The sequence below is a fragment of the Pseudomonas sp. PAMC25584 genome (genome assembly GCF_058135675.1).
Genome location: NZ_CM176870.1, coordinates 886195 through 898356, shown reverse-complemented (window position 1 = coordinate 898356; position 12162 = coordinate 886195). Strand labels below are relative to the sequence as shown.

15 protein-coding genes and 5 tRNA genes are annotated in these 12162 nt (G+C 59.9%); 8 read left to right on the top strand and 12 right to left on the bottom strand.

Annotated elements, in window-relative coordinates; translation table 11 throughout:
* Positions 1-27 precede the first annotated feature (27 nt).
* The 4 genes from ACS5Q8_RS04075 to ACS5Q8_RS04060 all read right to left on the bottom strand — a co-directional run bounded on the left by ACS5Q8_RS04075 (position 28) and on the right by ACS5Q8_RS04060 (position 2440).
* Positions 28-333 carry a DUF6388 family protein gene (locus tag ACS5Q8_RS04075; protein ID WP_276196482.1) on the bottom strand — a complete coding sequence of 102 codons (306 nt, stop codon included), beginning with the start codon at positions 331-333 and terminating at the stop codon, positions 28-30.
* A gap of 133 nt (positions 334-466) precedes the next feature.
* A tRNA-Thr gene (locus tag ACS5Q8_RS04070) sits at positions 467-542 on the bottom strand.
* A 39-nt stretch (positions 543-581) separates the two neighbouring features.
* Entirely contained in the window at positions 582-1991 is a 1410-nt protein-coding gene (locus ACS5Q8_RS04065; protein ID WP_465159855.1) for an O-antigen ligase family protein, read from the bottom strand.
* A 35-nt stretch (positions 1992-2026) separates the two neighbouring features.
* Complete coding sequence (locus tag ACS5Q8_RS04060) at positions 2027-2440, bottom strand: pilin (RefSeq protein WP_276197897.1); 414 nt, start codon at positions 2438-2440, stop codon at positions 2027-2029.
* A gap of 201 nt (positions 2441-2641) precedes the next feature.
* Between ACS5Q8_RS04060 and ACS5Q8_RS04055 the strand changes: the two genes are divergently transcribed.
* The 4 genes from ACS5Q8_RS04055 to yacG are packed head-to-tail and all read left to right on the top strand — an operon-like array spanning position 2642 to position 5530.
* Positions 2642-3850 (top strand): type II secretion system F family protein, encoded by a 1209-nt coding sequence (locus tag ACS5Q8_RS04055; RefSeq protein ID WP_443693275.1) that lies wholly within the window; start codon positions 2642-2644, stop codon positions 3848-3850.
* Positions 3847-4713 carry a prepilin peptidase gene (locus ACS5Q8_RS04050; RefSeq protein ID WP_443693274.1) on the top strand — a complete coding sequence of 289 codons (867 nt, stop codon included), beginning with the start codon at positions 3847-3849 and terminating at the stop codon, positions 4711-4713. Before ACS5Q8_RS04055 ends, ACS5Q8_RS04050 begins: the two co-directional genes overlap by 4 nt.
* The gene (gene coaE, locus ACS5Q8_RS04045) at positions 4710-5333 is read left to right on the top strand and encodes a dephospho-CoA kinase (RefSeq protein WP_465159854.1); all 624 of its coding nucleotides are present in this window, start codon (positions 4710-4712) and stop codon (positions 5331-5333) included. The genes ACS5Q8_RS04050 and coaE overlap by 4 nt, the downstream gene beginning before the upstream one ends.
* A complete protein-coding gene (gene yacG / locus ACS5Q8_RS04040; RefSeq protein WP_276196477.1) occupies positions 5330-5530 on the top strand; it encodes a DNA gyrase inhibitor YacG in 201 nt (66 codons plus the stop codon). The genes coaE and yacG overlap by 4 nt, the downstream gene beginning before the upstream one ends.
* On the opposite strand, the gene ACS5Q8_RS04035 is transcribed toward yacG, so the two are convergent.
* From ACS5Q8_RS04035 to ACS5Q8_RS04020, 4 genes are all read right to left on the bottom strand, one after another.
* A complete protein-coding gene (locus tag ACS5Q8_RS04035) occupies positions 5527-5742 on the bottom strand; it encodes a hypothetical protein (protein WP_247396658.1) in 216 nt (71 codons plus the stop codon). The genes yacG and ACS5Q8_RS04035 overlap by 4 nt on opposite strands.
* Before the next feature lie 76 nt (positions 5743-5818).
* On the bottom strand, positions 5819-6508 hold the full coding sequence (locus ACS5Q8_RS04030) for an energy-coupling factor ABC transporter permease (protein WP_426100747.1): 690 nt from the start codon (positions 6506-6508) through the stop codon (positions 5819-5821).
* Positions 6505-6972 (bottom strand): FAD/FMN-containing dehydrogenase, encoded by a 468-nt coding sequence (locus ACS5Q8_RS04025; protein WP_276196475.1) that lies wholly within the window; start codon positions 6970-6972, stop codon positions 6505-6507. The genes ACS5Q8_RS04030 and ACS5Q8_RS04025 overlap by 4 nt, the downstream gene beginning before the upstream one ends.
* A 155-nt stretch (positions 6973-7127) precedes the next feature.
* Positions 7128-7877: a hydroxypyruvate isomerase family protein gene (locus ACS5Q8_RS04020; protein WP_426100827.1), complete on the bottom strand. Its 750-nt coding sequence runs from the start codon at positions 7875-7877 to the stop codon at positions 7128-7130.
* A 170-nt stretch (positions 7878-8047) separates the two neighbouring features.
* On the opposite strand from ACS5Q8_RS04020, the gene ACS5Q8_RS04015 reads away from it, so the two are divergent.
* The 4 genes from ACS5Q8_RS04015 (at position 8048) to ACS5Q8_RS04000 (ending at position 11366) form a co-directional block, all read left to right on the top strand.
* A complete protein-coding gene (locus ACS5Q8_RS04015; RefSeq protein ID WP_465159853.1) occupies positions 8048-8950 on the top strand; it encodes a GntR family transcriptional regulator in 903 nt (300 codons plus the stop codon).
* Between the two features lie 163 nt (positions 8951-9113).
* Positions 9114-9743: a DUF1780 domain-containing protein gene (locus tag ACS5Q8_RS04010; RefSeq protein WP_076016478.1), complete on the top strand. Its 630-nt coding sequence runs from the start codon at positions 9114-9116 to the stop codon at positions 9741-9743.
* Between the two features lie 90 nt (positions 9744-9833).
* Positions 9834-10007 (top strand): DUF3094 family protein, encoded by a 174-nt coding sequence (locus ACS5Q8_RS04005; RefSeq protein WP_016976295.1) that lies wholly within the window; start codon positions 9834-9836, stop codon positions 10005-10007.
* Between the two features lie 60 nt (positions 10008-10067).
* The gene (locus ACS5Q8_RS04000; protein WP_276196473.1) at positions 10068-11366 is read left to right on the top strand and encodes an NAD(P)/FAD-dependent oxidoreductase; all 1299 of its coding nucleotides are present in this window, start codon (positions 10068-10070) and stop codon (positions 11364-11366) included.
* Positions 11367-11542: 176 nt separating this feature from the next.
* On the opposite strand, the gene ACS5Q8_RS03995 is transcribed toward ACS5Q8_RS04000, so the two are convergent.
* The 4 genes from ACS5Q8_RS03995 to ACS5Q8_RS03980 all read right to left on the bottom strand — a co-directional run bounded on the left by ACS5Q8_RS03995 (position 11543) and on the right by ACS5Q8_RS03980 (position 11956).
* Positions 11543-11619: transfer RNA gene (locus ACS5Q8_RS03995), tRNA-Pro, on the bottom strand.
* 93 nt (positions 11620-11712) lie between these two features.
* Positions 11713-11788, bottom strand: a tRNA-Lys gene (locus tag ACS5Q8_RS03990).
* Between the two features lie 5 nt (positions 11789-11793).
* Positions 11794-11870: transfer RNA gene (locus ACS5Q8_RS03985), tRNA-Pro, on the bottom strand.
* A 10-nt stretch (positions 11871-11880) separates the two neighbouring features.
* A tRNA-Asn gene (locus tag ACS5Q8_RS03980) sits at positions 11881-11956 on the bottom strand.
* Between the last annotated feature and the right edge of the window lie 206 nt (positions 11957-12162).

Sequence of the window (12162 nt, the reverse complement as noted above, 5' to 3'; positions counted from 1 at the left end):
CGGATTGCCGGCTCCTGCAACAGCCGTTCAAACCACCAGGTTATTCATCTCGCAATACTCGTCCCATTCGACGCCGAGCACTTCAGCCGCCTCCTTGTGCAAGACCAGCCGTGCGGCTTCGAACTCGTCCGCGGTCGAGGTGTACTTGAGGGTCAGTTCCCATGGCTGAAGACCCTGGCTCTCGGCCTCGTCCTCGAATGCCCACTGGAGCTGGTCGCGCTGATCGTCAGCGCTCAGGTCCTTGATCTCTTCTTTAAGCTGCGGCGATTCCTCGAGGTATTTGTCGAGGGCTGCTTGGTGCCGAACTTCCTGGGTCATTTCAGTCGTGGTCATGTTGTTCTCTTAGATCTAGGAATGGGGATGCATCTGGGTCATCAAGGTTGCGCAGATACAAAAGAGCGGGCATGAATGCCGACTCGCCTGGCCTTCAGAACCATTCTGGGATCATCTGAAAACGGTGTTGCCTTGGTGCCCGAGACAGGAATCGAACCTGCGACCTTCGCGTTACGAGTGCGCTGCTCTACCGGCTGAGCTACACGGGCGGTGGGCTAAAGCTAGCACCGCATCGGGCGTCCGGCAACTCACTGGCGTCGCAGGGCAATCACCCCTTGGGCCCAGAAGCGCGGCTGCAGGTGCTGGTTGCCGTCCTCAAGGTAATCTTGCTGGGCTTGCTTGATGTGCGGCGCATCACGCATCACGACCCACACCAGCAACCCAACGGACAGTACACCCGCCACTCGCCACCCTCGCCAGGCCCATGGCAGCGACGCGCCAGGAGGGGCGCGCCACACATGCAGCGCCATCAGCCAGCCCACCACCAGCGCCAACCAGACCTGCGAGTTGGGCATCACGATGACGCCGTCGACCATCGCTTGCGTGAGCGCACCCAGCAACGCCGCGAACAGGCACCCGCGCAGCACGTCCGCACGTTCAGTGGAACAGGCACGCGCCCGTAGTACGCCGAGGGTGGCCCAGCCGCCGCGCCACGCCAAAACAACCACGCACAGGGCCGATGGGACACCCCACTCGCTGGCCCATTGCAGGATCGCCTGGTGCGGATGCGCGGCGATCGGGTTGGCGATATCCGCGAAGTGCATCGGCCCAAACCCCAGCCACGGACGCTCGACGATCATGTGCCAGGCCTGCAACCAGATCGGGCCACGCCCCGACAGCGAAGTGGTGAGGCGATCGCTGACGCCACTCCCGACCTCAACGCCCAGAACGCCCGCCAACAGCGTGAAAAACGCCGCATACAGCATCAAGCCGCCGCACACCGCGGCCAATTGCCACGCCAACCAGCGTCGCCCCCAGGGCCCGAGCAGTGCCAACGCCACACCCGCCACCGCCATGCCTAGCCAGGTGCCACGAGTACCGCCGCTGATCGCAATCAACCACCAGACACACAGCAACGCAAACACCGCGCCGCGCACCGAACGGGAGACCTTGGGCATCAGCAAAGGCAGCGCCAGCAATGGCAGGGTGAAGGTCTGGAATTGACCGTAGAAGCGCTTGTTGGAAAACCCGGACAGCAAAGAGTCCGGATCAACAACCCGCGCGCCACTGGTGAAGGCGAGCGCGCCTGCGTACAGGTATTGGATCGACTTGATCAGGCACAGCAGCACCACAATCAGGATCAGCACGCGGTCCAAAGGCTCACCCGCGTGCCGGCGCAGCAGGGCAACCGCGACGGCAATCGCCCCACAACTGATGAACAGCGCAACCTCGGTGAAGGCCCAGAGCGGCTGATGGGCCAGTGCCGATGACACCAGGCCCAGCACAACGATCAGCGCCAGGCCCAGCGCCGTCGGCCGGTCCACCAGACGCTCGACGGGGACGACCGTCAGCCCATACACCACCGCGCACAGGCACATGGCCACCTGAATCGCGCGCTGCCAGTCATGCCCGCTGAACGGTGCGCAGATACCCAGCGCGAGCAAGCACGCCGCAATCATCAGGAAAGTAGTATCGCGCTGCTGCGGGGATAACGACATCAGCCACCTTTACGTCCGTGTGGAGGGTTTAGCAGTCATGCCCCGTCGGCGCCACACCCTTTGGTGGCGTACTTGGCCTCTGCCGTCGTGGTGCATTTCCAGCCGGCGGTGGCGCTGCGCGTCAGGGTGATGGTCTTGCCCAGTATCGGTGCCGGGGCGTCGAGTATTTCGCAACCGATGGAACCGGCGCCGGTGGCGACATCCCCAGTCACATCAATTTTGCAGTTGGCCGTCGGGCTGGTGCCACCGATCAATGGCACGGTAGGCGCCGTGCCTTGGTTGAATACATCCTCATAGCCGGCTTTCAACGCTGTGATTTCAGCCAACCCCGCCGTGAACTTGGCCTTGGCCTGGTGCGTGGTGTACATGGGCAAGCCAATGGTGGCCAAAATGCCGATGATTGCCACGACGATCAACAACTCGATCAAAGTAAAACCTTTCTGACGCATCACATTGCTCTCCAGAATAAAACCCATGACAAGGCGCGTCCTGCGCCCCGTATTGTGCAGCCGCGCCAGTGTACTCACCCACGAGCGGCCAATCGCGTAGAAGACGCACAATCTGACATTTTATCGTTGAACGCCGAGCAGTCCGAATCCGTCACCTGACTACGCTATAAAGATTCGACAACCTGTGTGCGGAACAGAGACATGAACAACGCTTCCACGACATACGCCTGGGAAGGCATCAACCGCCAGGGACGCAGGGTGACCGGGCAAGCCATCGGCCACGACCTCGCGCTGATCAAGGCACAACTGCGCCAGCAAGGGATTTTCCCTGCCCGCGTGCGCAAGCAATCTCGCGGCCTGCCAAGCCTCACTCCGCCGATCAAACCGGCGGATATTGCCCTGTTCACCCGCCAGTTGGCGACGCTGCTGAAGGCCGGCATTCCGTTACTGCAAGCCTTCGACGTCATCAGCGAAGGCTTCGACAACCGCCACCTGTACAGGCTGGTAAATGGCTTGAAACAGGAGATCGGCGCCGGCAATAACCTGGCGTCGGCATTGCGCAAACAGCCGCGTTACTTCAATGATTTGTACTGCAACCTGGTGGCAGCAGGTGAGCAGGCCGGCGCCCTGGAAACCCTGTTGGAGCGAGTGGCGGTTCACCTGGAAAAGAGCGAGCGGCTCAAGGCCAGGATCAAGAAAGCCATGACCTACCCCATTGCCGTCATCGCCGTCGCCAGCCTTGTCAGCAGTCTCTTGCTGATCCATGTGGTGCCGCAGTTCCAGAACCTGTTCGCCGGCGTCGACAGCAAGCTGCCCGGCTTTACCCTGCAAGTGATTGCCTTGTCCGAGTTCCTGCAACAAGCGTGGTGGATGCTGGCGCTCAGCCTGGGCGCGGGAGGTTTCGGGTTGCGCCAGGCCTATCGCGCATCGCCTGGTTTTCGCCATTGGCTGGATGCCGGTTTGTTGAAAGCGCCCCTGGCAGGCACACTGCTGAAAAAGTCGGCAGTCGCCCGTTACGCCCGCACGCTTTCGACTACTTTCGCGGCCGGAGTGCCGTTGGTACAGGCCCTGGATTCAGTGGCCGCCGCTGCCGGCAACCAGCTATTCAAACAGGCTATCGAGCATATGCGTCACGATGTATCCACAGGCATGCCGTTGAACCGATCCATGGCCTCCAGCGGCCTGTTTCCCGGCATGGCGATCCAGATGACGGCGATTGGTGAAGAATCCGGCAACCTGGAGCACATGCTGGAAAAGGTCGCGAGCCACTACGAGTCTGACGTCGACAACCTGGTCGACCACCTCACCAGCCTGATGGAACCGCTGATCATAGTGGTGCTCGGAGGGATTGTCGGCGCCCTGGTAATCGCCCTGTACTTGCCGGTCTTCCAACTCGGTACGGCATTTTGAACCTGTTGCTGAGCCAGCAGCCGTGGGCCTTTGTCGTCATGGCTCTGGTGCTGGGCCTGATCGTGGGCAGTTTCCTCAACGTGCTGGTGTGGCGCCTGCCGAAAATGCTCGAACGCGAATGGCGCGCACAGGCCCATGAGGTGCTCGGTTTGCCCGGCGACCCCGTCGGGCCGGATTACAACCTGATGCAGCCCAATTCCTGCTGCCCGCACTGCAATCAGCCGATTCGGCCCTGGGAAAACATCCCGCTGCTCAGCTACCTGATGCTCCGGGGCCGTTGTACACATTGCCGCGAAGCGATCAGTGCACGTTATCCCTTTACTGAACTGGCGTGCGGAGTGATCTCGGCCGTGGTGGCCTGGCATTTCGGCTTTGGCTGGCAAGCCGGCGCGGTGATGCTATTGAGCTGGGGCTTACTGGCAATGAGCCTGATCGACGTGGACCACCAACTGCTGCCCGACGTACTGGTCCTGCCGCTGTTGTGGCTGGGGCTGATGCTTAACAGTGTTGAGTTGCTGGTGCCCCTGCCCGACGCACTGTGGGGCGCGGTGATCGGGTACATGAGCCTGTGGACGGTGTTCTGGCTGTTCAAGCTGGCCACCGGCAAGGACGGCATGGGCTACGGCGACTTCAAGTTATTGGCGCTGCTCGGCGCCTGGGGCGGCTGGCAAATCCTGCCGATGACGTTGCTGATCTCATCGCTGGCGGGCGTGTGCGGCGGGCTGATCCTGCTGCGCCGGAGCAAGACCCAGGCCTCTGCGCCGATGCCGTTTGGTCCCTATCTGGCAATTGCCGGCTGGATTGCCGTGCTCTGGGGTGGTCAAATAACCGACTTCTATTTGCAGTCTGTCGGTTTCAGATGACCACTCCTGTTGCAACACCCTGGATTCTTGGCCTTACGGGCGGCATCGGCAGCGGCAAGAGCGCTGCGGCCCAGCACTTCAGCGACCTCGGCGTAGACTTGGTAGATGCAGATCACGCCGCCCGCTGGGTGGTCGAGCCTGGCCGGCCGGCACTCGCCAGTATTGTCGAACACTTCGGTGCCAGCGTGCTGCAGCCCGACGGCCAGTTGGACCGCGCCGCATTGCGCAAGTTGATCTTTGAAGTGCCGCAAGAGCGCCGCTGGCTGGAAGCCTTGCTGCACCCGTTGATTGGCGAGGAGATTCGCAACCACCTGGCGCGTGCGCGCTCGCCTTACGCGATCCTGGTATCGCCGCTGCTGATCGAATCCGGCCAGTACAGTATGACCCAGCGCATCCTGGTGATCGACGTGCCGCAATCCGTGCAGATTCAGCGTACCCTGCAGCGCGACGGCATCAGCGAACAACAGGTGCAGGCGATACTCAAGGCCCAGTCCAGCCGCGAAGACCGCCTGAGCCATGCCGATGACGTGCTGGTCAATGACCGCGACCTCGCCTGGTTGCACAGCGAGGTCGAGCGACTGCACCACTTTTACCTTACTTTGCGTGGAGGCCGATCATGAGCCAACCCTTGACCGTCGAATGCCCAACCTGCGGCGCCCCCGTGGAATGGAACGCGACCAGCCCCAACCGGCCGTTCTGCTCGGACCGTTGCAAACTCATCGACCTGGGTGCCTGGGCCGCTGAGGAACATAAGATCCCCGCAGATCAGGACGCCGAAGACGAGCTGTTTTCCGAAGATCTGCCACCGCGCCACTAAGGCCGCATAAAGGCATATTCCTGCTGGTCGTCGAGGTTCTCTGCAAGGTATTGCAGCTCGTCGGCCAGGTCTTCGAAACTGCGCACACCCTTGCTCTGCTGCACCACCGCGCTGAGCATCGCGCGCAAGGTCAAGCCTGGGTCAAAACCGATTTCTTGTGCCGCGTCCTGGCTTCTGTGCAACTCCTGACGTGCCCATTCATACACACTCATGATCCGCGCTCCCACCTTGCTCAGGAAAAGTTTCACAAAGCATGGGCCAGCCAAGCTGGGCGCGATTTGATCTGGGTCAAGTCTGCGAATCGTCATCTTTCCAGGGCGCCGAGAGGTAACGGGTGCGGTTGAATGTCTCCAGCCATTCCGGGCAAAACACCACCAGGGCGCTGATCACCATGCCGTTGATGAAGGCCTCGGGAAAGATAATCAGCCACAGGTAACCGACAAAATCCTCGAGCCATTCCGGCATCGCGAAACGCCCGTCGAACCACAGCAACCCCAGCCCTGCCAACAGGCAGAGCAAGGCCGACAATGCGGCGGCAAAAAAACCGGAACAGAAGATATAGACGAAGGGGTTGCGCGGTTGTGCCCGCTCGACAAACACCGCGCAGATTTCAGTGACCAACACCGGCAGCACGATCAACAGCAGACCGTTGATACCCACTGCGGCCAGGTCCTGGCGGCCCAGTAACAGCAAGCCCATCTGCGCGGCAAAACCGCCGACGATTGCCAGCGGCCAGTCGAGCAGCAGGGTCACGGCCGTCATGCCGATAAAGTGGTAGGAGACCCCCGTATCGAAGTCGCGCCTCACCAACCACAGCATGAATAACGCGAACACCGTACCGAACAGCAAGTGCTGACGCCGCCGGTCAGCAAACAGCTCGACCCATGGCGAACGCAGGATCGCCCATAGCAGCACTGGCGCGTACAACAGCCAGCCGATGCTGAGGGTTTGCGGCGCCAGCACCGCCGCACTGATCACAGTTTCACCTGCTCCAGTGCCTCACGCAGCTCAGCAGCAGAGCCATACTCGTGGCGCGCGGTCAGCTTGCCGTTATCCAATTGCAGCCATAGCACTTTATCCACAGGCGCGGGATAACGCGGAGCGATGCGTGCGTCCCGGTCCAGCATGACTCGGTAGTTGTAGGACTGCATGGCCGGCACCGCGAACAGCTTGGCGACCAGCCGAGGCATACGCTGGATATCCGCGACAAACACCCCATGCCGCGCTTCAAGATAGCCTTTGGGCTGGCCCTGCAGGGCCGCGTCTACCAGCTTGGCGGCATCCATGCCACGGGCCACTAACAAGATCTGTGCCTGGTCATCCAGGGTGTAAGCCTGGTCGAACTGATCCAGCAGCGTCCAGGGTGCCACGCGCTCACCCACTTCAACCGCCTGGGCCCACACGGGCAACAGGCTCAACACCAGCACTGCGAAAAACTTCACTGCACACCTCATGCTTGGGAGAACGTCGAGTCGACAGTCTACACCGGGCTTTAGCGCAGGGACTTTCTAAGGTCTGAATGGATGGGAGCGGCAAGAGGACGCTGTCTCCGAGGACACACTCGCCGCCTTTAGTCGCGCCTTCTACGCATCGCTAACTAACCACTGAACCGCTTGATCCAATCCAGGCTTTCAACCGTGAGGCCGGTAGGACGGTATTCACAGCCGATCCATCCCTGATAACCGCGTTGCTCTAGTGCTGTGAACAAGGCGCAGACGTCCATGTTCCCCGTCCCCGGCTGGTGACGACCCGGACAGTCGGCGATTTGCACATGAACGGTTCGCTCATAAAAACGAGCCAGGACATCAGCCGCGTCTCCCGTCAGGCGCTGGGCGTGGTACAGATCAAGAATCAGCCCGACACTCGGAAAAGTCTCCAGAACTTGCTGCGCCTTGCTGAAGTCGGACATGTAATAGCCCGGCATTTCCTGCACGCAGATGACTTCGATCAGTGGACGCAAACCCTGGTCTTCAAGGTATTTCACCGCGTACTCCAGGTTTCCGCCGTACACGAGCGCCGCGTCATCCTGAGTGGTAATGCCCGACATGATGTGGACGTCCGAACACGCCAGCGCCTTTGCATAGCTGGCGGCCTGGAGCAAGCCGCTACGAAAATCATCTTCCTTGCCATGCAACGCCGCGATGCCCTTGGTCACGCCGGTCGGCGCAGCAAATTGAATCAACGGCAGGTTGTGTTGACCCAAGTGATCAGCCAGCAGGCTCGCGTCGAACTCATAAGGCGACGGGAATTCAACCGCGCGAAAACCAGCGGCGGCGGCGGCTTCGATGCGTTGCAGGAATGGCAATTCATTGAATTGAAAGCCAAGGTGAGCGTTGAATTTAAGCAGAGGGCAGGTATCCGTCCTGGAAAGGAGCTTCACAAAGGTTGTTCAACACGTGCCTGTGCCTTTGGCGCAGACACTCGGCGCGGCTTGGTATGGTATTTTCCCACCCCAGTTCGATAGGGGGCCCGGCCCCGATAGGAACAGACTGACGCCGACCATTCGAGAGAGAGCCTGTGATCAAGAAAGACCTTGCCTTGCAGTTGGCGCCGCACGTCATCGACATGCTTCGCGCCAGGTCGATGCGGGCCGGTGAGCCCTTGCGCGAGCAGACGTTCGCGCAAGCGCTGGGTGTTTCGCGCTCGCCTATCCGACGAGTGTTTGCCTTGCTTGCCGAGTGGAATCTTGCGACCCAAGAGCCCAATCGCGGCTACTTTCTGAAACAAGACGCCGGGGAGATCCAGGCATCCGCATTCCCTCTCGCCAGCGACCCTTTCGAAGACTTTTATCTTCGCGTAGTCGACGACGTTTTGGCTGGCGAAATACCTAGCCACTTTTTCGAAGCTCAGCTGTTGCGGCGTTACGAAGTGCCCCGAGGGCAATTGCTCAAGGTGTTGAACAGACTGGCTGGCGAAGCCATGGTGGAGCGCAAACCGGGGCAAGGATGGGAGCTCAAAGACTTCGTGCATAACACGAAGGCTCACATCCAGAGCTACCGCTTCCGCATGGCTATCGAGCCAGCCGCCCTGCTCGAACCCGGCTATCAGGTAAACCAAGCCGCATTTGCCAGCGCCAGGCAGCAGCAACAGGCCCTGATTGATGGGGGGATCAACACGCTGTCCCGCGCCCAACTGTTCCAGATCGGCGCCCAATTTCACGAACTGATCGTGCAGTGCTCGGGGAATGTCTTTTTCATTGATGCCCTGCGCCAGCAGAACCAGCTCCGGCGTTTCATGGGCTACAAAGCGAATATCGATCGCAGTCGCCTTGTGACGCAATGTCAGGAACACATCCAGTTGCTCGACCTCATCGAGTCCGGCCGCCGCGAAGAAGCCGCGCAATTTCTCTGGAGGCACCTGGACGAAGTGGGCCGACTCAAAACTCATCAGGGCATCCTGCCAAAAAATGATGGGATCTAGAGAACACCGCTGACGTTGATAGGAGCGCGCGCTCTGAAATTCGTACATCAGCTTAGCATGATTGTTTCTCATGATAACAAGATACAAAATAGTGACCAGCAGACTTTATCCTTTCGCGATAGAGTTTGTTTTTAACATCACATTTGGGCGCTAAGCTGCACGCATGGATGACTCAGATTATTTGCGCCTGCTCACCGTAGCAGCCGAACAAGCCAATGCGTTCCTGTCCAATGCCCGCAAATGGGAGCGTGAGCGTTGGGTCTGCCAGCGCCTGCTGCAAGGCCTGAACGTGCCGTACCGCGCCGAAGAGTTTCATGCCGCCGGGCAAGAACCGCCGGACGTGCTGTTTCGTGACGCCAGTTTCGAGGTGTTTTTCGTGCTGGACGAGGGACGCCGCCTGAACGACGAATGGCGCGACGAATTGCTGCGCCGACGCAGTGCATTCTCCCTCAGCCAACTGGTCAGGCGCGAAGCCAAGCCACGGCGGATTCCGGCCCATGAATTCCTGCTGCGCCTGGCGCCGACCCTGCGCAAAAAAGCGCACAACTACAAGGAACGTGGGATGGACCTGGGCGAGTTGGATCTCGTCGCCTTCGCCAGCCTCAAGCGCGAGGTGCTGGACCTCAACAGTCATTTCCCGCCGCCCACCGAATACCTGCGCCAGGGCTGGCGCTCGCTGTCGCTGGTGGGACCGACGTTTGCCCGGGTGCTGTTCGCCCACCCGGACGCGCCGGACTTCTTGCGCAACAATCTGGGCCGCAGCATCGTGTTCGACGTAGGCATCAGCCTATGACTCGGGCACAGGCTACGCTTATGGCGATATCGCCAACCGCCTGACTGTAACGTGGCGCCCTTTTGCAACGTCTACCTGACGAGGCCTTATATGACCAGCCGCCTGAACCCCGACGACCAACAGCATGTCGAAGAGTACCTGCAACTCTCCCAGAACCGAGTCGAGCGCAAGCCTTTCCGGCCGTGGCTGCTCCTTGGCGTGGTGCTGGTGGTGGTGATCGGGCTCGGCCTGCTGAGCCGCCTTTTGAGTTACCTGACGCTATGAGCTGCCTGGCGCTCGCGGGGGTAACTGCTCCGATTTTTTTTAGCCTTGCGAGATATCCCCATGACCCATCGTATTATTGTCGTCGGCGGCGGTGCCGGCGGCCTGGAGTTGGCTACCCGCCTGGGTAACACTCTGGGCAAGCGCGGCAGCGCCAGCATCACGCTGGTGGACACCAACCTGACCCATATCTGGAAACCGCTGCTGCACGAAGTGGCCGCCGGCTCCCTGAACTCTTCGGAAGACGAACTCAATTATGTCGCCCAGGCGAAATGGAACCACTTCGAGTTCCAGCTGGGGCGCATGAGCGGGCTCGACCGTGAACAGAAGAAAATCCAACTGGCCGCGACCCTCGACGAAGAAGGCCGCGAGCTAGTGCCTGCACGCGTGCTCGACTACGACAGCCTGGTGATCGCGGTCGGCAGTACCACCAACGACTTCGGCACCGAAGGCGCGGCGCAACACTGCCTGTTCCTCGACACGCGCAAACAGGCGGAGCGCTTCCATCAGCAACTGCTCAATCACTATCTGCGCGCCCATGCTGGGCAAACCGACGTGGTCGAAAAAATCAGCGTCGCCATCGTCGGCGCCGGCGCCACCGGGGTTGAACTGGCGGCCGAGCTGCATAACGCCGCCCATGAACTGGCGGCCTATGGACTGGACCGGATCAAACCGGAAAACATGCACATCACCCTGATCGAAGCCGGCCCACGGGTCTTGCCTGCCCTGCCGGAGCGGATCGGCGGGCCTGTGCATAAAACCCTGGAGAAGCTCGGCGTGACGGTGCTGACCAATTCGGCGGTCAGCGAAGTGACGGCCGACGCACTGATCACCAGCAGCGGCCAAGTGATTCCGGCCAGCCTGAAAGTGTGGGCCGCCGGCATCCGCGCGCCGGGCTTCCTCAAGGACATCGACGGCCTGGAAACCAACCGCATCAATCAACTACAGGTGCTGCCGACGCTGCAAACCACCCGCGATGAAAACATCTTCGCCTTCGGTGACTGCGCCGCCTGCCCACAACCCGGCACCGACCGCAACGTACCGCCACGGGCCCAAGCTGCGCACCAGCAGGCTTCATTGCTGGCCAAATCGTTGAAACTGCGGATCGAAGGCAAGGACCTGCCGTCGTACAAGTACACCGACTATGGCTCGCTGATCTCGCTGTCGCGCTTCTCGGCGGTGGGTAACTTGATGGGCAACCTGACAGGCAGCGTGATGCTGGAGGGCTGGCTGGCGCGGATGTTCTATGTGTCGCTGTACCGCATGCACCAAATGGCGCTGTATGGCGTCTTCCGCACGGCAATGCTGATGCTGGGCAGCCGGATTGGGCGCGGAACCGAGCCACGTCTCAAACTTCACTAAACACGCGGTCAATGTGGGAGGGGGCTTGCCCCCGATGATAGTGAGTCAGCTAAATAATGAGTGGCTGACACACTGCTATCGGGAGCAAGCCCCCTCCCACATTAGTTTTGTGTTGGATTTGAGATAATTTCAGGCAAAAAAAATCCCCGTATCTTTCGATACGAGGATTTTTAATATGGTCGGGGTAAGGGGATTCGAACTCCTGACATCCTGCTCCCAAAGCAGGCGCGCTACCGGACTGCGCTATACCCCGGTAAAAAAAGGCGACCTCTCAGCCGCCTTCTGCGATCAAGGCTTTTGGCCGCTGATCTTAAGATCTGATTCCAGCGCTAACTGGTCTCAAAAATGGTGGGTCGTGTGGGATTCGAACCTACGACCAATTGGTTAAAAGCCAACTGCTCTACCAACTGAGCTAACGACCCAAAAATGGTCGGGGTAAGGGGATTCGAACTCCTGACATCCTGCTCCCAAAGCAGGCGCGCTACCGGACTGCGCTATACCCCGGTTTTGAAATTGGCTCCGTGACCAGGACTCGAACCTGGGACCCAATGATTAACAGTCATTTGCTCTACCGACTGAGCTATCACGGAACTACACATTTCAAATGTACAACTTTTACTGCGATGTAACCTTCTCTTCGACCCTTCCGTATCGCTACGTTAGCGTCTCTGAGGCGCGCTATTCTACAATCTTAAAAACCCCTGTCAACCCTTTAAATTGCTTTTAAGACAATGATTTGCGCTTCTTTCTGATTTCTTCTTGGGGAGAAGAAACCCGTGGGCTGACGTTGCTGCGG

Bases quoted from the DNA above. Each gene is read 5' to 3' on its own strand.
- ACS5Q8_RS04075 (WP_276196482.1), bottom strand. From the start codon at position 333: ATGACCACGACTGAAATGACCCAGGAAGTTCGGCACCAAGCAGCCCTC.
- ACS5Q8_RS04065 (WP_465159855.1), bottom strand. From the start codon at position 1,991: ATGTCGTTATCCCCGCAGCAGCGCGATACTACTTTCCTGATGATTGCG.
- ACS5Q8_RS04060 (WP_276197897.1), bottom strand. From the start codon at position 2,440: ATGCGTCAGAAAGGTTTTACTTTGATCGAGTTGTTGATCGTCGTGGCA.
- ACS5Q8_RS04055 (WP_443693275.1), top strand. From the start codon at position 2,642: ATGAACAACGCTTCCACGACATACGCCTGGGAAGGCATCAACCGCCAG.
- coaE (WP_465159854.1), top strand. From the start codon at position 4,710: ATGACCACTCCTGTTGCAACACCCTGGATTCTTGGCCTTACGGGCGGC.
- yacG (WP_276196477.1), top strand. From the start codon at position 5,330: ATGAGCCAACCCTTGACCGTCGAATGCCCAACCTGCGGCGCCCCCGTG.
- ACS5Q8_RS04035 (WP_247396658.1), bottom strand. From the start codon at position 5,742: ATGAGTGTGTATGAATGGGCACGTCAGGAGTTGCACAGAAGCCAGGAC.
- ACS5Q8_RS04010 (WP_076016478.1), top strand. From the start codon at position 9,114: ATGGATGACTCAGATTATTTGCGCCTGCTCACCGTAGCAGCCGAACAA.
- ACS5Q8_RS04005 (WP_016976295.1), top strand. From the start codon at position 9,834: ATGACCAGCCGCCTGAACCCCGACGACCAACAGCATGTCGAAGAGTAC.
- ACS5Q8_RS04000 (WP_276196473.1), top strand. From the start codon at position 10,068: ATGACCCATCGTATTATTGTCGTCGGCGGCGGTGCCGGCGGCCTGGAG.